Source organism: Telluria sp. AIW5 (genome assembly GCF_056680575.1).
Genome location: NZ_CM155289.1, coordinates 1,674,865 through 1,694,879 on the forward strand (window position 1 = coordinate 1,674,865; position 20,015 = coordinate 1,694,879).

At 61.4% G+C, this 20,015-nt stretch carries 16 protein-coding genes and 1 tRNA gene; 7 read left to right on the forward strand and 10 right to left on the reverse strand.

Annotated features, from left to right (window positions below; all coding sequences use genetic code 11):
* The first annotated feature begins 57 nt into the window (after nt 1-57).
* The 6 genes from AC1MEM_RS07445 to AC1MEM_RS07470 all read left to right on the forward strand — a co-directional run bounded on the left by AC1MEM_RS07445 (nt 58) and on the right by AC1MEM_RS07470 (nt 6,909).
* Complete coding sequence (locus AC1MEM_RS07445; RefSeq protein ID WP_499476339.1) at nt 58-1,266, forward strand: BaiN/RdsA family NAD(P)/FAD-dependent oxidoreductase; 1,209 nt, start codon at nt 58-60, stop codon at nt 1,264-1,266.
* Between the two features lie 241 nt (nt 1,267-1,507).
* A complete protein-coding gene (gene rpsU, locus AC1MEM_RS07450; RefSeq protein ID WP_005665410.1) occupies nt 1,508-1,720 on the forward strand; it encodes a 30S ribosomal protein S21 in 213 nt (70 codons plus the stop codon).
* Between the two features lie 134 nt (nt 1,721-1,854).
* Nucleotides 1,855-2,304 (forward strand): GatB/YqeY domain-containing protein, encoded by a 450-nt coding sequence (locus tag AC1MEM_RS07455; protein WP_499476340.1) that lies wholly within the window; start codon nt 1,855-1,857, stop codon nt 2,302-2,304.
* A gap of 121 nt (nt 2,305-2,425) precedes the next feature.
* Nucleotides 2,426-4,222 (forward strand): DNA primase, encoded by a 1,797-nt coding sequence (dnaG, locus tag AC1MEM_RS07460; protein ID WP_499476341.1) that lies wholly within the window; start codon nt 2,426-2,428, stop codon nt 4,220-4,222.
* A gap of 257 nt (nt 4,223-4,479) precedes the next feature.
* Complete coding sequence (gene rpoD, locus AC1MEM_RS07465) at nt 4,480-6,708, forward strand: RNA polymerase sigma factor RpoD (protein ID WP_499476342.1); 2,229 nt, start codon at nt 4,480-4,482, stop codon at nt 6,706-6,708.
* A 122-nt stretch (nt 6,709-6,830) separates the two neighbouring features.
* Nucleotides 6,831-6,909, forward strand: a tRNA-Ile gene (locus AC1MEM_RS07470).
* A 49-nt stretch (nt 6,910-6,958) separates the two neighbouring features.
* On the opposite strand, the gene AC1MEM_RS07475 is transcribed toward AC1MEM_RS07470, so the two are convergent.
* The 9 genes from AC1MEM_RS07475 to AC1MEM_RS07515 all read right to left on the reverse strand — a co-directional run bounded on the left by AC1MEM_RS07475 (nt 6,959) and on the right by AC1MEM_RS07515 (nt 17,505).
* The gene (locus tag AC1MEM_RS07475) at nt 6,959-7,234 is read right to left on the reverse strand and encodes a tyrosine-type recombinase/integrase (protein ID WP_499477598.1); all 276 of its coding nucleotides are present in this window, start codon (nt 7,232-7,234) and stop codon (nt 6,959-6,961) included.
* A gap of 1,684 nt (nt 7,235-8,918) precedes the next feature.
* Complete coding sequence (locus tag AC1MEM_RS07480) at nt 8,919-11,060, reverse strand: peptidase domain-containing ABC transporter (RefSeq protein ID WP_499476343.1); 2,142 nt, start codon at nt 11,058-11,060, stop codon at nt 8,919-8,921.
* Nucleotides 11,057-11,299, reverse strand: a complete 243-nt coding sequence (locus AC1MEM_RS07485; RefSeq protein WP_499476344.1) for a TraB/GumN family protein — start codon at nt 11,297-11,299, stop codon at nt 11,057-11,059. The genes AC1MEM_RS07480 and AC1MEM_RS07485 overlap by 4 nt, the downstream gene beginning before the upstream one ends.
* A 32-nt stretch (nt 11,300-11,331) precedes the next feature.
* Nucleotides 11,332-12,063: a TraB/GumN family protein gene (locus AC1MEM_RS07490; RefSeq protein ID WP_499476345.1), complete on the reverse strand. Its 732-nt coding sequence runs from the start codon at nt 12,061-12,063 to the stop codon at nt 11,332-11,334.
* A gap of 113 nt (nt 12,064-12,176) precedes the next feature.
* On the reverse strand, nt 12,177-12,377 hold the full coding sequence (locus AC1MEM_RS07495) for a hypothetical protein (RefSeq protein WP_499476346.1): 201 nt from the start codon (nt 12,375-12,377) through the stop codon (nt 12,177-12,179).
* 84 nt (nt 12,378-12,461) lie between these two features.
* On the reverse strand, nt 12,462-12,902 hold the full coding sequence (locus AC1MEM_RS07500) for a hypothetical protein (protein ID WP_499476347.1): 441 nt from the start codon (nt 12,900-12,902) through the stop codon (nt 12,462-12,464).
* Nucleotides 12,903-13,010: 108 nt separating this feature from the next.
* A complete protein-coding gene (locus AC1MEM_RS07505; protein ID WP_499476349.1) occupies nt 13,011-14,267 on the reverse strand; it encodes an HlyD family secretion protein in 1,257 nt (418 codons plus the stop codon).
* A 322-nt stretch (nt 14,268-14,589) separates the two neighbouring features.
* The gene (locus AC1MEM_RS07510) at nt 14,590-14,769 is read right to left on the reverse strand and encodes a hypothetical protein (protein ID WP_499476351.1); all 180 of its coding nucleotides are present in this window, start codon (nt 14,767-14,769) and stop codon (nt 14,590-14,592) included.
* A gap of 1,461 nt (nt 14,770-16,230) precedes the next feature.
* Nucleotides 16,231-17,505, reverse strand: coding sequence for an RNA-guided endonuclease InsQ/TnpB family protein (locus AC1MEM_RS07515; RefSeq protein WP_499476353.1), 1,275 nt, complete (start codon nt 17,503-17,505; stop codon nt 16,231-16,233).
* A gap of 253 nt (nt 17,506-17,758) precedes the next feature.
* On the opposite strand from AC1MEM_RS07515, the gene AC1MEM_RS07520 reads away from it, so the two are divergent.
* The gene (locus AC1MEM_RS07520; protein ID WP_499476354.1) at nt 17,759-18,928 is read left to right on the forward strand and encodes a GGDEF domain-containing protein; all 1,170 of its coding nucleotides are present in this window, start codon (nt 17,759-17,761) and stop codon (nt 18,926-18,928) included.
* Here AC1MEM_RS07520 and AC1MEM_RS07525 read toward each other — a convergent pair.
* Entirely contained in the window at nt 18,908-19,891 is a 984-nt protein-coding gene (locus tag AC1MEM_RS07525; RefSeq protein ID WP_499476356.1) for an MBL fold metallo-hydrolase, read from the reverse strand. The genes AC1MEM_RS07520 and AC1MEM_RS07525 overlap by 21 nt on opposite strands.
* Between the last annotated feature and the right edge of the window lie 124 nt (nt 19,892-20,015).

The following is a 20,015-nucleotide window of genomic DNA, read 5'->3' on the forward strand; positions in this document are numbered from 1 at the left end:
GCGGCCCATGCCCCCAGCGTTTACAATGGCGGGTTTGGAATTTGGCGGCGGCAGCTCATGGCAAAACAATTCGATGTAGCGGTAATCGGCGCAGGCGCGGCCGGAATGATGTGCGCGGCGATCGCCGGCGCACGCGGCAAGCGCGTGGTGCTGATCGACCACGCCGAAAAGCTGGCCGAGAAAATCCGCATCTCCGGCGGCGGACGCTGCAACTTCACCAACATCAACGCCGGACCGGCCAACTTCCTGTCCGAGAACCCGCACTTCTGCAAAAGCGCGCTGTCGCGCTACACGGCCCAGGATTTCCTGGCGCTGGTGAAGAAGCACCGCATCGCGTATCACGAAAAACACCGCGGCCAGCTGTTCTGCAATGACTCAAGCGAGCAGATCATCGCCATGCTGAAGGCCGAGTGCAGCGCCGCCGAAGTCAACTGGCGCATGCCGTGCAAGGTGCATGAGATCACGAAAGAGGCTGACGGCTACCTGATCGATACCGACCACGGCGACATCTGGGCCGACAGCGTCGTGATCGCCACTGGCGGCCTGTCGATTCCGAAAATCGGCGCCACCGACTTTGGTTACCGCATCGCCACCCAGTTCGGCCTGCCGCTGGTCGAGCCGCGTCCGGGCCTGGTGCCGCTGACCTTCGACGGCCCAAGCTGGGCCGCCTTCGCGCCGCTGGCAGGCATCGCCCTCGAAGTGGAAGTGTCGACCGGCTCCGGCAAAGGCAAGAATGCAAAACGCGGCCTGTTCCGCGAAGATTTATTGTTCACCCACCGCGGCCTGTCGGGCCCGGCGATCCTGCAGATTTCCAGCTACTGGGAACCGGGTACGCCGATCGTCGTCAATTTGCTGCCGGAGATGGACGTCGCCGAAGAGTTGATCGGCTCGAAAACGACGGTCAAGAAACAGCTCGGCAACGTGTTGACCCAATGGCTGCCGGCGCGCCTGGTCGAGGGCCTGCTGCTGGCCAACGGCCTCGCCCCCGACGCCCGCCTGGCCGACATGCCCGACGCCAAGCTGCGCAAACTCGGCGACGCCATCAACCGCTGGGCGATTGTTCCCACCGGCTCCGAAGGCTACCGCAAGGCCGAGGTCACCCTCGGCGGCGTCGACACCCGCGCCCTGTCCCAGCAAACGATGATGGCCAAGGACGTGCCCGGCTTGTATTTCATCGGCGAATCGGTCGACGTCACCGGCTGGCTCGGCGGCTACAATTTCCAGTGGGCCTGGGCCTCGGGTTACGTGGCAGGGCAGAGCGTCTGAGTTTTTGTTCGCAAAGATTGCCAGCGTTCGTTGGTTTCGCGGGCCACGGCCTGCGGCCTCGCCCCTGGCGTGGGCACTCGTGCCCACGCGGATGATGCGTCCCAATAACGGCCCAGCTGCAGCACCGGGAACCCATGCATGCCCCTGTATTAAATTCATCACACCACCGTAATCTCTTCCACTGCTTGCCAAAAGCTGCTAGAATTTCGTTCTTCCCTAAATCCAACGGTTTGATTTTTACATGACCACTATCCGCCTTAAAGAAAACGAGCCGTTCGAAGTCGCTATGCGTCGCTTCAAGCGCACTATCGAAAAAACCGGTCTGCTGACGGAACTGCGCGCACGCGAGTTCTACGAAAAGCCAACTGCAGAGCGCAAGCGCAAGCTCGCCGCTGCCGTGAAGCGCCACTACAAGCGCATCCGCAGCCAGCAACTGCCTAAGAAACTGTACTAAGACTGTCCAGCCGGGCTTGAACCGGTGACAGAGCAAAAGGCTCGTCCCGGCAGCCGCTAGGAAGTCCTGTGAACCCGCCCTGGTTGTGACCCCGGCGGGTTTTGTTGTTTGTAGCCATTCGATTCGGAGAAGCCATGAGCCTGAAAGAACAAATCACCAACGACATGAAGGCCGCGATGCGTGCCAAGGAAGCCGGCAAGCTGAACACGATCCGCCTGATCCTTGCCGACATCAAGCGCAAGGAAGTCGACGAGCAGATCGAACTGAACGACGATCAAACCGTCGCCATCGTCGAAAAGATGATCAAGCAGCGCAAGGACTCGATCAGCCAGTTCGAAGCCGGCAACCGCCAGGACCTGGCCGACATCGAAAAAGCCGAGCTGGAAGTGCTGGTCACCTACATGCCGGCAGGATTGTCGGACGAGGAAATCGCCGCCGAAGTGACCGCTGCAGTCGCCGCCTCCGGCGCCGCCGGTCCGCAGGACATGGGCAAGGTGATGGCCATCGTCAAGCCGAAGCTGGCCGGCCGGGCCGACATGACCGTCGTCTCGACCCTGGTCAAGAAGGCGCTGTCCGGCGCCTGATGTAACATAAATGAGCACAAAGTAAGCACAAGCGGGCCCGACGGGCCCTTGCTTGTTGTAAATCAATTTGCAGCGGTCGCTGCGGTATAGTCTGACCTTAGACAAACCCTGTGTTAGCCACGTGATCCCGCAATCATTCATTACCGATTTGCTCAACCGCGTCGACATCGTCGACGTCGTCGGGCGCTACGTCCAGCTGAAAAAGGGCGGCGCCAATTACATGGGGCTGTGTCCTTTTCACAGCGAAAAATCCCCCAGCTTCACCGTCAGCCCCACCAAACAGTTCTATCACTGCTTCGGTTGTGGCGCCCATGGCACCTCGATCGGTTTCCTGATCGAATACTCGGGCATGGGCTTCGTCGATGCCGTCAAGGACCTGGCCCAGAACGTGGGCATGGTCGTGCCCGAAGCCGACGACAAGATCCCGCCAATGCAGCGCGCCGCCCAGCAGGCGCAGTCGCAGTCGATGTCGGAAGCGCTCAGCCAGGCCTGCGATTACTATCGCGCCCAGCTGAAAACCGCGCCGAACGCGATTACTTATTTGAAGAACCGCGGCCTGACCGGCGAAGTCGCCGCCCGCTTCGGCATGGGCTACGCGCCGTCCGGCTGGGACAACCTGCGCACGGTCTTTAGTGACTACGAAGCGCTGGCGCTGGTCGAGTCCGGCCTGGTCATCGACAAGGTCGACGAAGACGGCAGCAACAAGAAGCGCTACGACCGTTTCCGCGAACGCATCATGTTCCCGATCCGGAACACGAAAGGGCAGGTGATCGGCTTCGGCGGCCGCGTGCTCGATAATGGCGAACCGAAATACCTGAACTCCCCGGAAACGCCGCTGTTCCAGAAAGGCCTGGAACTGTACGGCCTGTTCGAAGCGCGCCAGGCGATCCGCGATGCCGGCTACGTGCTCGTGACGGAAGGCTATATGGATGTCGTCGCGCTGGCCCAGCTCGGCTTCCCGCAAGCGGTGGCCACGCTCGGCACGGCCTGCACCAGTACCCACGTGCAAAAGCTGCTGCGCCAGACCGACAACGTCATCTTCAGTTTCGACGGCGACAAGGCCGGCCGCCGCGCCGCGCGCCGCGCCCTCGAGGCCTGCCTGCCGCAAGTGTCCGACAACAAGACCATCCAGTTCCTCTTCCTGCCGGAAAAGCACGACCCGGACAGCTTCGTGCGCGAGTTCGGCGCCGATGCCTTCGCCCAGGAAATCAACGACGCCATGCCATTGTCGCAATTCCTGCTGCGCGAAGTGACGGGCGAACACGATTTATCCACTCCGGAAGGGCGCGCCGCCACCCAGTACGACGCCAAGCCGCTCTTGCAGGCGATGACGCCGACCTCGCTGCGCCTGCAGATCGTGCGCGGCCTGGCCAGCATCACGGAGTCGAGTCCGGCCGAGATCGAAAGCCTGTTCGAATTGTCCAAGCCCGTTTCGGTGGCGAAGAAAGCGCCGCCGCGCCAGGGCCGGCCGGAGCCGGTGGGCCTGGAATTGCAGATCGTGCGCATCCTGGTCGCCCATCCGGCGCTCTCGCTGGACCTCGACGAGACTGCGCTGCAGGCCTTCGACCACTTCGGGCAGGAATCGAGCGACGCCTTGCGCTACCTGGTGAGTGTGGCCCAGGCGCTCGGCGAATACGGCAACTTCGCGGCGCTGTCGGAGCAACTCAAAGAGGCCGGCAACCACTACGACCGCATCATCGCCGAGATCGCCTCCGAGACGGAATCCGATCCCGATGCGAACCGCGTCTTCCTGGCGAGTGCCGTGAGAGACATCAAGATCGCAGCCTTGAAACAGGAGTTAAACCAGTTGTTTTCCAAGGGCCTGACCCCAGATCAGGTGAGCACTCGCTATCGTGAAATCACAGCACAGCAGCAGCTTCTGGAGAGTGAACAAGCTGCCGCCAGGGCCCCCCGCTGAGCGTGTGTTGCGAAGGCAGCAGTTAGGTTTTGTGCAACTTGGAAAAAGAGGGGTGCGTGCTATAATAAAACGCTAACTATTGCAACCTTTGAAACGACTTCCGTGTCAAAAGGGGCGTGGAGTTTCAGTTAGCGGAGCAAGTGTTGTACGCTTCTTGCAGGGTGATGTAAGGTAACAAAACTTTATCTTTAACCATCGTAAAGTTAGTCGTTGTGACATCGAAAGCGCCTGTGCCAACCAAGAAACCCGAACCCAAAGTGGCTGCCAAAACCACCAGAACGTCCGCCAAGGCGGACAATGCGCAAGACAAGGCGGAAGTTCGCACAACGGGCGCCGCACCTGTCGTCAGCCAGACCACCGATGCCGCGGCCCTGGCCGCCATCGATACGTCCGGCTACGTGCTGCCCTCCGTGAAAGTCCCGGGGCGCCGCGGTCGCAAACCAAAAGAATTCACCCCCGAAAACGACGAAGTCGCCGCCCTGAACGCGGTCGAACGCGCCGAACTGAAAGCCGTCGACAAGGCCAAAGCCAAGGACCGCAAGGCCAAGGAAAAAGCCCTGCTGAAAGACGCGTTCGCATCGGACACCGAAGCGAGCGAAGAAGAGATCGAGATCCGGCGCCAGAAGCTGAAGGCGCTGATCAAGAACGGCAAGGAACGCGGTTTCCTGACCTACGCGGAAATCAACGACCACCTGCCCGACAACATCGTCGACCCGGAAGCGATCGAAGGCATCATCGGCACGTTCAACGACATGGGCATTGCCGTGTACGAACACGCGCCCGATGCCGAATCGCTGCTGCTGTCCGACAATGTTGCCACCGTCACCAGCGACGATGAAGCCGAGGCCGCGGCCGAAGCGGCGCTGTCGACCGTCGACTCCGACTTCGGCCGCACCACCGACCCCGTGCGCATGTACATGCGCGAAATGGGCTCGGTCGAGCTGCTGACGCGCGAAGGCGAAATCGAGATCGCCAAGCGCATCGAAGACGGCCTGCGCGACATGATCCAGGCCATTTCCGCCTGCCCGGTCACCATCGCCGAAATCATCTCCGCCGCCCAGCGCATCGAAGCCGACGAAATCAAGATCGACGAAATCGTCGACGGCCTGGTCGAAGAAGAAGGCGCCGTAGAGACCTCGCCATCGGCGGTCGGCCCTTCCGGCGACGGCCTCGATGACGAAGACGACGAAGCCGAGGAAGAGGAAGAAGAAGAGGAAGAAGAAGCCGCCGCCACCCCAGGCGCCGCCGGCTATTCCGCCGAGCAGCTCGAAGCGCTGAAACAGTCCGCACTGTCCCGGTTCAGCAACATCGAGACCCAGTTCGACAAGATGCGCAAGGCCTACGAAAAGGACGGCTACAACTCGAAAGCCTACGTCAAGGCCCAGGAAGCCATCTCCGACGAACTGCTGGGCATCCGCTTTACAGCAAAAGTGGTCGAAAAGCTGTGCGACACCCTGCGCGGCCAGGTCGACGAAGTGCGCCACATCGAAAAGCAGATCCTCGATGTCGCCGTGAACCGCTGCGGCATGCCGCGCGCCCACTTCATCAAAGTCTTCCCGGGCAACGAAACGAACCTGGAATGGGTCGACGGCGAAGTCAACGCCGGCCACGCCTACAGCGCCATCCTCGGGCGCAACATCCCGACGATCAAGGAACTGCAGCAACGCCTGATCGACCTGCAAGCGCGCGTCGTGCTGCCGCTGCCGGACCTGCGCAACATCAACCGCCAGATGGCGGCCGGTGAAATGAAGGCGCGCAAAGCCAAGCGCGAGATGACCGAGGCCAACCTGCGTCTCGTGATCTCGATCGCGAAAAAGTACACGAACCGCGGCCTGCAATTCCTCGACCTCATCCAGGAAGGCAACATCGGCCTGATGAAGGCCGTGGACAAGTTCGAATACCGCCGCGGTTATAAATTCTCGACCTATGCGACGTGGTGGATCCGCCAGGCCATCACCCGCTCGATCGCCGACCAGGCGCGCACCATCCGTATCCCGGTGCACATGATCGAAACCATCAACAAGATGAACCGCATCTCGCGCCAGATCCTGCAAGAGACGGGCGCCGAGCCGGATCCGGCCACCCTCGCGGTCAAGATGGAAATGCCGGAAGACAAAATCCGGAAGATCATGAAGATCGCGAAAGAGCCGATCTCGATGGAAACGCCGATCGGCGACGACGACGACTCGCACCTGGGCGATTTTATCGAGGACAACAACACGCTGGCGCCGTCCGATGCGGCCCTGCACGCCTCGATGCGCGGTGTGGTGAAGGACGTACTGGATTCGCTGACCCCGCGCGAAGCGAAGGTGCTGCGCATGCGTTTCGGCATCGAGATGTCGACCGACCACACGCTGGAAGAGGTCGGCAAGCAGTTCGACGTCACCCGCGAGCGCATCCGCCAGATCGAAGCGAAGGCCCTGCGCAAGCTGCGCCACCCGTCGCGTTCGGACAAGCTGAAGAGCTTCCTCGAGGGTAGCAGCTGATTCTTGTCGCTAACTTCAGCTAGAGCTTGACGGCTCTACACTAAACGCAATATCCTCTCGCCACTTCGTTCGGGACACCGCAGCGCGGTGGCGAGATTCTTCTTCCCATCTGTAACGAGTTTGGGCCTCTAGCTCATGCCTGGTTAGAGCAGCGGACTCATAATCCGTTGGTGCCGTGTTCGACTCACGGGAGGCCTACCAAGATTTATGCTACATATTCAAGGGGTTACGGTTTTCCGTAACCCCTTTTTTATTCGCCCTGCAAACGACACTGTGACGTAGTTGTGACGTGACGCAGGGCATCGATCGCAGCCGCATTCCGCGCCATCTGTGCCGGCGCAAGATGCGCATAACGTCTCACCATCTCGGCTGACTTCCAGCCGCCCATCTCCTGCAGGTCGTACAACGGCGTACCACGCTGGACCAGCCAGCTGGCCCAAGTGTGGCGCAGGTCGTGCCACCGGAAATTGCTTATTCCCGCACGCACCAGGGCGCTCCGCCACCCCCGCGTGTTGGGCCAGCGGATCGGCTTCCCCCCCCGGTAGGTGAAGACGTACTCGCTGTGCTTGCCGCGCTAGCGCTGCAGGACGTCCATGGCGAGGTTGTTGAGTGATACGTGGAGATCATTGCTTTCTTGGCGTCTTCGCCATGGACCTAGGCCGTACGGCGCATGAGATCGACCTGACCAGCGCAGGCCGGTCACATTACCCTGCCGCAGGCCGGTGGCCAGGGCTGGCTGCGACTTCAAGGTGTGTTCCCCACGGGCGTGGGGACTAACCGTTCCATTCGACGGCCTTCTTAGACGCCTTCCGGTGTTCCCCACGGGGGATGAACCGATTTCGGGAATATTTACCTGGCGGCGGCGCGTTGTTCCACACGGGCGTGGGGATGAACCGTCAGGCCGCTCGCTACAGTGGTATTGCCTGCGGTGTCCCCCACGGGCGTGGGGATGAACCGGCAGGAGGTCGGAAAACTTGGTGGTTGCCACGGTGTTCCCCCGGGCGTGGGATGAACCGGCTTCGAGATCGAGGGCGGCGTCGATGGCCTGGCGTTCCCCACGGGCGTGGGGATGAACCGTAAAATTACGGGTAGCCATTGGCTAACTCCACGTGCTCCCCACGGGCGTGGGAATGAATCGAAGTTGAACGACGCGATGGCGTGCAAGGCTGAGTGTTCCCCACGGGCGTGGGGATGAGCCGATCAAGCCGCCCGAGCCGCCCACGCTGGCAGAGTGTCCCCCACGGGCGTGGGGATGAACCGATCGGGAGGTGAATTCCGCCGGCCGCATGGCGTGTTCCCCACGGGCGTGGGGATGAACCGATGCACTCGCAGTACGGCGCCAGCTCGATCGAGTGTTCCCCCACGGGCGTGGGGATGACCGCAGCAGGGCGAGGCTAGCACGTCGCACTTCCCGCGTGTTCCCCACGGGGGCAGGGGTAAACCGGAACTCGACAAGGAAAGCTTTGCCGTCTTACGGTGTCCTCCGTGGGCGCGGGGATGCACCGTTTCCTATGTCGCTGTAGAATTTATTGACACCGTGTTCCCGTGGACGTGGGGATGAGGCGGTGATCAGGCCCAGCCACATCCAGCTGATGATGTGTTCCCCCGCCGGCGTGCGTATGAACCGTAGTCCCGACGATGTTCCTAATGGGGAAGAGCGCGATAGACTGCGTCGCGAGATCCGACCGGCAATCAGTACCGCCCTCGGGATGCTGAAAGGGGGGCCAAAAGGGCAGAGAAGGGGACGACGGATTCAAAAAGCTGAGTCCTGAAGAAGCCGAAACGATCTTGGGCGACACGGAAGAAAAACTCGATCAAGCGGAGTCCGATCTCGACGATATAGGCGACGTTCGACAATAAGAGTTCTCGCTTGTCCCGACGATTTATCGAAACCATGCTGGCGGCAGGTGGCTTGGAAAAGCCGATAGCCGAAGGTGTCGTAGATGCCGTCATTTCCGTTGCCTGTGTCGGCTTGGTTTGTTCACGTGTATGTATAAGCCCCTGTTTTTTAAGGGAGAGTTGGTGCGTCCGGCCATCATCGTGTTCATGACAAGTTGAGACGACCGGGCGAAACCCCTGAGCGACGATTGTTTTTCCCCGTGTCCGAACGAGCGCGTTGGGACTGCGCTCCCAACTATTCGTCTCCAAACGCCGGATCTACTCGCACGGCATTTTTCCAGTGCTCCATCGTCCCGCAATGGCCGGTTTCGTCAAGGCAGCGTCGTCGTAGTATTCGCTGGCATTTGCGCCGCACTATCGAACTTAATCGCCCCATCCTCAAGACGCACGACGCGACTCGCAAGCGCGATGGTCTCAGGGCGGTGCGCTACGCAAATGCGCGTGATCGGAAGATTGCGGATGGCGGCGTTCACATGGCGTTCGTTGTCGACGTCCAAGTGACTGGTCGCCTCGTCGAGGAACAGTACCGTCGGGCGCTTGTAGAGCGCGCGGGCAAGCATGAGTCGCTGCTTCTGTCCTCCCGATAGTGTCGTGCCCATATCGCCCGTCAGCGTCTGATAGCCCATCGGCATCGCCTCGATGTCCTCGTGGATGCCAGCCATCTTGCAACATTGCTCGATGCGTTCGTGCTCGAGCACCGGCGCGAAAAAACCGACATTCTCGGCCAGCGAACCTGACAGCAACTGATCGTTCTGCATGACAGTGGCGACCACTTTACGGTACGCCGCCGGCCCGATCCGCTCCAGCCTGACTCCGCCATAGGAAACGTGGCCTTCGACAGGTTTGAGCAGGCCCAGCATTATCTTCAGCAGGGTCGTCTTGCCGCATCCGGAGGGTCCGGTAATAGCGAGCACTTCGCCGGCATCAATCTTCAGGTTCAGATGGCGTAACAGGAATGGCTCGTCGTCGCCGTAGCGAAAGGCGACGTCGACCAGCTCGATGCTGGCGGGCAGATGGCCGATCCCGCCGGGCATGTTGCCCGGCGGCTCAGGCGGCTCGAGCACGATGTCGCCGAGCCGTTCACACTGCAACGACAGCATCCGGAACTCCATTGCGCGGTCGATCAGCGCCGACATCCGCCCTGTAAACTGGCTTCCGTAGCTGGAGAAGGCGAACAGCATGCCAACCGTATAGGCGCCATCCATCACCGCACGCGCGCCGACCCAGAACAGCAGTAAGGCCTCGATACCGAAAATGAAAGTATTGGCCAGGCCGATCACAAGGGTGAATTTTTGCGTGCGCACGCTGCGGTTGACTGAGTCGACCAGCGCGCCGAGCCAGCGGCTGCGGCGGTCGTCCTCGCTGCAAAACAGCTTGATCGGCTGCACCGCCCTGATCGACTCCAGAAAGCAGCTCTGCTCGCGCGCGGCGAGTTGCAGCGACTCGCCGCTGGCCGCGCGTAGCGGATAGCAGGAACCGACCCTGACCAGGCCGTACAGCAGCACCGCACTGACCACCAGCATCGTCAGCGGGCCGCTATAAAAAATCATCATGCTCAGCGTCGCCACCGCCATTAGGCCGTCGATGAAGGTGCTGATAAAGCCGGTAGTAAGGGTTTTCTGGATCGCCCCCATGGACCCGAAGCGCGACACAACGTCGCCCAGGTGGCGCTTCTCGAACCACTCAGTGGGCAGCCGGAGCAGGTGAGTAAAAAGGTTGGCCGACCATTGCAGGCCCAAGTGCGTCGAGAGATACATGATGGTCCAGCCGCGCGCCAGCGAAATGGCGGTTTGCGTCAGCTGCATCAACGCGAAGGCGCACACCAGCACATTGAGCAGTTCGCGGTCGTTCGATGTCAGCACTTCGTCGACGACCCACTGGTTGAACAGCGGTGCGAGCAGGGCGAAGGCTTCAAGCACTAAGGCCATGCCAAGCATGATCGCCAGCGATTGCCACAGGCCGCCCACCCTGGCAACCAGGGCGCCGAGGCGGAATTTCTGTACATGCACGGCGGGCACGAACGCGATGGCGGGATCAAGTTCCAGCGCGATGCCGGTAAACGCGGTACTGGCCTGCTCGTAATTCAGCTTTCGCAGACCGAGCGCCGGATCGTGGATCACCAGCCGCGTTGGCGTCGCCTTACACAAAACGACGAAATGATTGAGATTCCAGTGAAGGATGCACGGCAAGCGTAGCGAGGATAGTTCATTGAGTTCCAGCTTGAGCGGTCGCGAAGTCATCTTTAGCTCGCTCGCGATCGACACCATGTGCTGCAGGGTGCTGCCCTTCATCGACACGCTGAAGCGGCCGCGAAGATAGCGCATGTCCAGATGCAACCGGTGGAAGCCGGCGACCATTGCGAGACAGGCCAGGCCGCACTCGGCGGCTTCGGTCTGCAGGATCAGCGGCACCCTGCGCCCGCCGAACGCGAGGTGAGGCAATGGTGCAGTCATTGCCGCGCTCCGGCGGCGACAGGACCGGAGCCGGAATTGGAAAGCGCTGCACGTGTAGCAGCGCTCTTCACCTGCTTCTGCGCTGTTGTCGTGCTGCCGTCAGCGGCGACCTGGTCGACTTGCCAGCCAGCCTTACGCAGCAGGGGCACCAGCCCGTTAGGGCCGCCCAAGTGGCCAATACCGACGGCGACCAGGTCGCACCGTCTTTGCTCGGGCGGCCGCGCGATCGACTCGACCATGTCTCGGTTGCGCTGCCCAAAGTGCAAGCGCTCTATAACGCAAGCATCCGCGGTTCGCTTGCCATGGCGGCATGAAGCTGCCGGTGCAGCGACTCGAAGTCAGTCTGCACGCGGTTCGCCTTGCTCATGTTCTCGCTGTACTGCTGCGCGCAGCTCGGGCAGTCGAGGATGGAAATCATTCCGCTGACGTAAGCTGACCAATCGGCGTCGCTGATGGCAGCAAAGGCCGCCCTCGTGGCGCCGGGGCGCTCGATGGCGAATACTGGCTTGCCGAGCTGCTTGGCTCCACTTTCCAGGTCGGCGTCGGGGGAGGTGCGAGGCGCCATTGCCAAGGTGTCTTTTTTCAGTTGCGGCAGGTTCATCGTCAGGATGGTAGACACGGCGAACGGCGACAACGCGTCAATTTGGTTGCCGTCATCCAGGAACGCGCGCAGGTGCGCCACCGTCGCCGCGTATGCTGCAGGCCCGATGCGCGAGCGCAGGTCGCTGCCGGGCGGATTCAGAAAGATGACTTTTCCGTCCTCCGCCGCGCCGGCCGCATCGTTGCGATCCGTCTCGAAGCATAGCGCGCTGCTTCGGCGCACCAGCGACAGTGCCTGCGTCGCGCGCTCTCCATCCGCTACGCCGACGTGAAGGGAACCGACGATTAAGACGCTGTCAGTGCCTTTCGATGCTTTCAGTACAGGATACTGTTCGCCAAGCGCTTCAGGGACGCATAAGACAAAAAGCGCACCGGCCGCAAACTGCAGAAGCAGACTCTTCATACTAAACTCCGATGGAATGGTGCGGTGAAAGACGGAGCGAAACGCGCCCTAGCAGCCGAATCGCCCGGCAGATGGTGTCCACGTTGGCACCGCTTCGGGCATAATTCAGCCGCTTAGCGGTGCCAGCGTTTTATCAGCGCTACCACCAGTTCGACGGCCAATCCCGATGAGGCAGTCGCCCCAAATGCAAGTAGGATGGCGCTTCCGACAGTCATGTTGCGGTAATAGCTCGCCGCGAGCAGCGACGCCGCCAAAGCCGCCGCGAATAGACACAGGTAGAACATCCCCTTGCTCATTTTTTGCATGCGCTTCATCCAGTTCTCCCAAAAGATCCGCAGCCGGCCCAGCGGACCCATGCACCAAACGGCCTGCATCGCGCAGGCCGCCCGGCCGTGCCGCTATTCAGTCAATACCTTGATCCGCGCCGCGAGTCGATTGCCGACCCAGATCCCAGTGGCCACACCAGCGGCGGTGCCTATCACTGCGCACGGGCGTGCCATCAAGGCCGCCACTTCAAGTGCAGCAGGGCCCGAAAGAGCCGCCGGCACGGCGACACAGGCGCCGGTGACGACCGCTCCTGCACCCCAGCCTGCAGCCGATGACAGCATGGACATCGCATCCCTGGTCGAATCGCTGACTATCAGCGACCCGTCGTAGTTGACCTGAAGCTCATAATCGGGAACATGGGAATCCCAATAATCGCCATAGCTGATATCGTAGCCGCCCCCGTCCCCGCCCCCGCCCCAGTCTCCGTCTCCGGAAACGTCACCCGAATCATCGTCAAAAATCGAAAATCCACCCCCTACTTTCTTTAACAAATGCTGCGCGAGTGGTTCCATGACACTATTCCTTTTTATCCGTCGTTGTTCCGGGCCGGGTGGCGCGGAAGCATGGCCATCACACAGAAGGCCCGCAGTTTCGGCCCCTTCGGAGCCATGCACTTTGCGCTAGGGCGCTGGATCGCGCCATCCGGATGCGCTGATGATCGGATCGACTATCCAGGCGACCAAGGTGCGTCGCTCCTGCAGAATATCGCCGCTCACTTCGGTTCCCGGATAGATCAAGCGTTCTTTACCGTTCACTGCCATCGACCGCCGCACAAGTTGCACGCGAATGCGAAATAGCTGTTCTGCACCTGCTCCGCCGCTTGCCTGGGCGGTGACGACCGGGCTGTTGTCGACGCTCGCGATTTTTCCGCGTAGTTGCCCGTATTTCTGATAAGGGAACGATGACAAGCGCAGCATGACGGCCTGGCCTGGCTCTGCAAAGCCGATCGCGGCCGAGGGCGCCAGCAAGACGGCCTCGAGCTGCCCGCCATCAGGGATAACGGTGGCCAGTGTCGATCCTGTCTGCACTGTCTGTCCCACCTCGGTCGTGACTGCGGTAAGGAAGCCATCGGCGGGCGCCAGGACGGCGGCGCGCGCGCGCGCCTGGTGTTCGGCGATTTCCTGCTCAAGAGTGGCGCCCGTACGTGCGCTCTGGGTTTTGTTGAGTGACATCTGGGAGCTGACTTCGGCGCCTTCTTGGCGGTTCTGCAGCAATTCGCCCTGAAGGGAAAAGCGAGCCCGGTCGAGGGCGTGCAGGCGGCTTTCCTGTTCGGCGGCATCATCGTCTATCGACGTCATTTGCGGCTCGGCGATATAGCCGCTGGCGCGCAGCGCCTCGTAGCGCTTGCGCAGATCGATCGCCCGCCGCAATCGGTCGGCTTGCAACGCCCTTTCCTGTCCAATGCGCTCCAGCTCGCCATCAATCAGCTTGCGTCGTTGCAGCAGGCTCTCCAGCCGTCGCTCAAGTTGGGAATTTTGCAGGGCTAGCTCCTGGCGCAGCAGGTCCCGCCGTTCCGCTAGGGCGACGTCGATGCGGGCGTCGGCTCCGCCGCCGGGTCCCCCGCGCTCGGATGAAAGTTCGAACAACAGTTGTCCCTTGCGCACGCGCTCGCCGTTGGCAACCTGAGGGGCAGCGATAACCGTACCGCCCTGTTGGGCCACTACGCGGATGGCACCTGTCACCGGTGCGATCTGCCCCTGGACGTGGGTCTTTCTCGTGTAATGACCGAGCGTGACGAGACAGGCCAAGCCGACGCCGATGAGAGCGGACAGGGCCGCGGCGACGCGGATCGGCACCGGCCGAAGCAGTACAGCGGCGCCGATCGACTGCATCGCGCGTGCTTCGTTCAGCTCAGTCCGGAAAAGAGAATCGCGCATCGCCACCCCAGTGTGATGAAATCTGTCTCGGCAGCTGGTGCGCCGGCGGGCCATTGTTATTTTTTTTACACGTGGGGCGTTTGCGAACGATCACATATCGACACGCTTTCAGCCATGGTCATTGCCGAGTTAATCAATCATAGCAATGGCTAGCATCCACGCTTGTCTTGCAACGATACGTCGACGGACCGAGCGCTGGAGGCGCCCGGTGCCACGAAGCATCCCGGACGCTTTTCAGTCAACGGCGTCTACAAGAAAGCCGGGTATACGCCCGTAAGTCCCTATTCCTGCCACCTAGTTTCCGCTGGGCAGGCACGGAATACTAAGAAGCCATTTCCGCTCGGCCGGGCAGACCATGCCCATCCCATTCAAACCCCACCTTACGCGACATCGCCGCCGACCTGGCGGCAAGCCCCTTCCGCAGGACATCGGCTGAACCAATCAGCACGACTTGGCGCTGCGCCCGGGTCACAGCCGTGTAGAGCCAGCAAGGATCAAGCAAGCGCGTTCGGTAAAGAGGAATGATGACGCAGGGAGCCTGGTTTCACTGCCCGCGGTGGCACGTGATGGCATATGCCAGTTGAAGGTCCATAAGGTCGGCCCGCTCGATCGTGTGAGGTTCATCATAACCGTCAAACAACGGAGCGCAACCGGTCTCCTTCCTTCCCCCCGATCTGCCGGATTAGCCTTCGGCACACGCTCTTTAAAAACCTACAGAGACTTTCTGCCTCCGAAAAGCTGGTAGATTTTGGCCTTGCCAAATTGTGCTTGGAAATCAGGTGCCTAATTTTGGAGTGTTCCCCACGCGTGGGGATGAACCGTCGTAAAGCAGGCCAAACCCGTCGAGAGCACCGTGTTCCCCGGGCGTGGGGATGAACCGTAGTATGTGGTCAGCGGGCGGACGAGGAAGTTGTGTTCCCCACGGGCGTGGGGATGAGCCGTACGGCGATATTTCGCCACGCACCGCCGCTTAGCGTTCCCCACGGGCGTGGGGATGAACCGCCGCATGGGCTCACCATGAAGCGTTGCTCGTGCGTGTTCCCCTCGGGCGTGGGGATGAACCGATGGGGCAGCACATCATCCGGTATCCGTCGCCGGTGTTCCCCACGGGCGTGAGGATGAACCGAACGGTGATCAGCTCAAGGCCGGCGACTATGCCGTGTTCCCCACGGGCGTGGGGATGAACCGTCAATTTGCACGGTTTCTCCTGGCTCCGCGTTGTGTTCCCCAGGGGCGAGGGAGGAACCGGACGGCGACCCGCTGGGCTACCTGCCGCTTGCGTGTTCCCCACGGCGTGGGGATGAACCGTTCAAGCCCGGCGCGCTGTACCGTAATACCGGGTGTTCTCCACGAGCGTGGGGAAGAACCGATCGGTATCGGGTCCGGCATCGTGGACCGCCTGTGTTCCTCACGAGCGTGGGGATGAACCGTCGGCCTTTACTAGCTGCTTGCACACGCCGAGGTGTTCCCCACGGGTGTGGGGATGAACCGGCATGGTGGCGCCGCTACCTGCGCACCGAACGGTGTTTCCCATAGTCGTGGGGAATACGCCTGCTGACACCAAGTCCTTTAGCAACCGACCTCGGCTCGGTACAATGGCTGACTAGCCACACTGCAGTGACTGTGGCATATTCGTGACGTAACTCCTAATAAGTAACCGGTTTTACCCTTTGGTGACATTGGTTTTCATCGCCGGCAAGCATCGCAAGTCATTGAAATTAAAGGGTTCCTCAAGCGGCCTCATGGACTCATAATCCGTTGGTGCCGTGTTCGACTCACGGGAGGCCTACCAGTAATGTCAACACTTACCGCACACTGTGCTGTGATGTAAGTATTTGATTTTCTTTATTTCGGTAGAAGAGCAGCACTTGTTGGTGCCCGGTTCGACTGCTATCGAAAACACGTGCAGGGATATGCACCGTCCTCTTCCTGCTCCGAACCGTCTTGCTGACCGGGTTCGTATCTAGCAAGCGTTACTTTCCCGCCTCCCGCTGGATACCTCCAACGGAAGTGCCGGCGTTACCGCCTGGCTCGCCACGGGTAGCGCCGTTGTCGCCTCGAAAGCGCCGGTGGCGAACCGTTGCAGATTGACGGCTGCATTGACGTCGCGGTCATGCCGGACGCCGCATTCGCAAGTCCAGGTCCTTTCACTCAACCTCAGTGTGCTGTTCTTCATTCCGCAGTGCGAACATAGCCTGCTCGATGGATACCAGCGATCGACCAGTACGATCTGCGTCCTGAAGCGCAGCGCCTTGTACTGCAGCTGGCGCCGGAACTCGTGGAATCCCAGATCGACAATACTGCGCGCTAAACGGCGATTGGCCATCATCCCTTTCACACACAAGTCTTCGATCGCGACCGCTTGGTTCTCGCGGCACAGGCGGGTCGTGAGCTTATGTAGAAAGTCTTTTCGTATTCGGGCAATACGAGCATGCAATCGTGCCAGCGCACCAGATCCTTTTAATCGATTCTTCGATATGGGAAGCCGAGTGTTTTTGGGGATGTGGCGTTCGATGCCGGCGCTGGCCCTTGCCGCGTTTTGTTTGCGCGCCTGGCGCCGTCCACGGATGCGCAGGCGACGCAGTGCCGCCTGCAAGGGACGCGGTGCAGTAAGCTTCTCACCACTGTTTAAGGTCGCCGCGGTCGTTACCCCCAAGTCGACGCCAATGATGTCGTCGCCAGTGCGGGGGGCTTGGGCCACTTCATCGGGAACATCGACCTGCACCGCAAGGAACCAGTGATGGGCTTCGCGCGACACGCATGCCCCCATGATTTTCCCCGGAAACCGTAGTCCTTCAGAAAGCACGACGCGTCCGACTTTTGGCAGGATAGCGTTCCTGCCATCAATGCGGAACTTGTCATTCGCAACATAAAAACTGTCACGGCAGCGTCCCTTCTTCTCGAATACTGGAGGATGGGCCGGTGTGTGCGCTTTGAGTGCATTGAAGTAGCGGTCCAGGGCGCGAGCCAAGTGCGCGAACGGCTGTGCATGTGCATCGCGGTGAATGGCCCGCAGCCACGGATTACCTTCGCTATCGAGCCAGTCGGGGTGGACGTACTTGATCGCATTGAACTGCTTTTTCAGGGCCATTACGTTAGGGCGTAGACCGAGTGCCTCCTGGCGCTGCCATTCGGCCAGCGCCCAGTTCCAAACCCGACGAGCTGTGCCGGCCGCGCGCGTGAAGTAGTCGCACTGTCCAGGAGTCGCGTCGATACGGATGCGATGGGCTAGCAGCATGGTTTGATACGATCATCGGTGGTGCTGGGTTAGACGCGGCTCCGCAAACATGGTTCATCGAATGCCGCAGCCAAGCATTTGCATCGAGCTGCGCTTTGCGTCATCGCCCGCTGACAGGGGCCGCGCCCGCCGCCCGCTCGTCCGGGTTATGTTCAGAAAGCAACTACCAGTGAAAATGTGTGATTTGCGATCGCTCCAATTACTGGCACAATAGCATCCTCATCAGCAGGCGTAGGCGCTGGAATACATCCTCATGGAAATCAATTCGCTGACCGGCGAGTTCGTGCTTGCGCCGACCGAAAACGCCTTTTTGCAACACAAGCAGGAACAGACCCGCTCGCTGCTGGGCTTTACGCTGACGTTTTGCACGATCTTCTATCTCGGCTTTTTCGCCACCGATCTCGCGGCCCTTGGCTGGGGCCCGGACACGATGAAGCTGCTGGCCGCGCGCCTGGCGGTGGGCGCGACGGCCGGCAGCTGCGCCTGGCTGGCGTATCGCACCGCCTTGTCGGTGCGCGCCACGCGGCTGGCGGCCTCGCTGTCGGAGGCGGTGGCGCTGGCCTGCTTCATGTTCATTGCAAAGCTGCGCCCGGCCGAATTCCACTGGCATGCGATGTCGCTGGCGATCATGCTGGTCGTGGTCTACCTGTACATTCCGAACCGGCTGCGCAACGCGGCGACGTTGGCGAGCGTGGCGACGGTCGGCTTCGTCGTGGTCGCTGCCAGGTACAGCTGGATGTCGCCTGCCGATAAATTTACGATGGGCATGCTGCTGGTGCTGGTGAATACCTTCGGCTTCCTGGCGGCGCGCCGTTTCAACCAGGTCTCGCGCGAGGAGTTCCGCTCCTGGTCGGTGCTGAAACACGCGGCCGAACGCGATCACCTGACCGGGTGTTTCAACCGCCGTTACCTGCACGAGCAATTGTTAGGTGGGCGCTGGAGAAAGCGCGCGCCGGACGCGAACAGCCTGACCGTGGTGCTCTGCGATATCGACCGTTTCAAGCACATCAACGATACCTACGGCCATGGCGACGGCGACCTGGTGTTACGCGGCTTCGCCCGCATCCTGCACGCCACGACGCGGGAGGCTGTCGACAGCGTGGTGCGCTATGGCGGGGAAGAATTCCTGATCGTGCTGCCGGGCACCGACCTCGAGGGCGGCATGCGCCTGGCCGAACGCCTGCGCGTCACCTTCGCCGCGACCGAAGTCCTGTCGAATGACGGGACGACGCGGCTGCGCGCCACGGCCAGCTTCGGCGTCGCCGGCATCGACCTGACGCAGTTTCCGCTCGAGCATCCGCTGGTCCACCTGATTGCCGCCGCGGACGAGCTGATGTACCAGGCCAAGCGCAACGGGCGCGACCGGGTCGAGTCGCTCCAGTTCGCGGGCGAAGTGCGCAACTCAGGCCGGGTCGTTGGCTGACGCCGGCTCGGCAAGCTCGCCATGGCGGTCCAGCGTGTAGCGCTGCAAGTCGCTCGCCATGAACAAATTGCCGCTGTACACCGCGCGCGCCTCGGCTTCGAGATCGGCCATCGACGGATTGCCATTGCCTTGCTGCTGGTAGCGCGGACTGAAGTGGGTCAGGACCAGGTTGGGGATGCCGGCCGCCTCGGCGAAGGCGGCGGTCGCGCGGGCCGAGCTGTGTTGCGGGCCGGGGCCCACTTTCTGCAGCACTTCTTCGGTATAGGTCGCTTCATGCACCAGCAGGTGCGCGTCCCGGGCTTGCGCGGCCAGCAGCGACGGGGTGTCGTTGTCGCCGGCGACGATGATCTTGCGCTGGCGCCGGCCCGGCAGCACATAGTCGGCGCTGCGCGCCACCCGGCAGTCGGGCAAATCGATGTCTTCGCCGCGCTGCAGCTGGCCCCAGCCGGGGCCGGAGGCGATGCCGTCGCGCTCAAGTTTACTAATGTCGAGGCGGCGTTCGATGCTTTTTTCGACGAAGGTGAAGGCGAAGGAGGGCACGCGGTGCGACAGTTCCGCCGCCTCGATGCGGAAGTCGGGCAGCGTGGCGAGCGTCCAGCCGGCGTCGACGGAGGCGAATTCGAGGGAATAGGGCAGGCGCAATTCCGTGCTCTCCATCACGCCGCGCACGAAACGCTCCACCGCCGGGGGACCGGCAACCAGCAGCGGCTCGGTGCGGTTAAGCAGGCCGGCGCTGGCGAGCAGGCCCGGCAGGCCGTAGCAGTGGTCGCCGTGGATGTGGGTAATAAAAATCGCCCGCAGGCTCATCGGCGAGAAGTTCGTGCGCAGGATGCGGTGTTGGGTACCCTCGCCGCAGTCGACCAGGTACCAGTGCTTCGACCCCGTCGCGCGCAAGGCCAGGCCCGACACGTTGCGCGCGCGGCTGGGCGTGCCGGACGAGGTGCCCAGGAATTGCAGTTCCATTGTTTTCCCCTGTTCGTTCCCGATTATCCGCGAACCGGGCGAACGCGGCGGACAATTGCCGAGTGCTGCAATCCAGTTGGCCTGAAAGAATATTTCACCGGGCCGGCTTCGTTGAAAGAAAATT

Coding starts and splice junctions, on each gene's coding strand:
- AC1MEM_RS07445 (WP_499476339.1), top strand. CDS start 58: ATGGCAAAACAATTCGATGTAGCGGTAATCGGCGCAGGCGCGGCCGGA.
- rpsU (WP_005665410.1), top strand. CDS start 1,508: ATGACCACTATCCGCCTTAAAGAAAACGAGCCGTTCGAAGTCGCTATG.
- AC1MEM_RS07455 (WP_499476340.1), top strand. CDS start 1,855: ATGAGCCTGAAAGAACAAATCACCAACGACATGAAGGCCGCGATGCGT.
- AC1MEM_RS07480 (WP_499476343.1), bottom strand. CDS start 11,060: ATGACTGCACCATTGCCTCACCTCGCGTTCGGCGGGCGCAGGGTGCCG.
- AC1MEM_RS07485 (WP_499476344.1), bottom strand. CDS start 11,299: ATGGTCGAGTCGATCGCGCGGCCGCCCGAGCAAAGACGGTGCGACCTG.
- AC1MEM_RS07490 (WP_499476345.1), bottom strand. CDS start 12,063: ATGAAGAGTCTGCTTCTGCAGTTTGCGGCCGGTGCGCTTTTTGTCTTA.
- AC1MEM_RS07495 (WP_499476346.1), bottom strand. CDS start 12,377: ATGAAGCGCATGCAAAAAATGAGCAAGGGGATGTTCTACCTGTGTCTA.
- AC1MEM_RS07500 (WP_499476347.1), bottom strand. CDS start 12,902: ATGGAACCACTCGCGCAGCATTTGTTAAAGAAAGTAGGGGGTGGATTT.
- AC1MEM_RS07505 (WP_499476349.1), bottom strand. CDS start 14,267: ATGCGCGATTCTCTTTTCCGGACTGAGCTGAACGAAGCACGCGCGATG.
- AC1MEM_RS07515 (WP_499476353.1), bottom strand. CDS start 17,505: ATGCTGCTAGCCCATCGCATCCGTATCGACGCGACTCCTGGACAGTGC.
- AC1MEM_RS07520 (WP_499476354.1), top strand. CDS start 17,759: ATGGAAATCAATTCGCTGACCGGCGAGTTCGTGCTTGCGCCGACCGAA.
- AC1MEM_RS07525 (WP_499476356.1), bottom strand. CDS start 19,891: ATGGAACTGCAATTCCTGGGCACCTCGTCCGGCACGCCCAGCCGCGCG.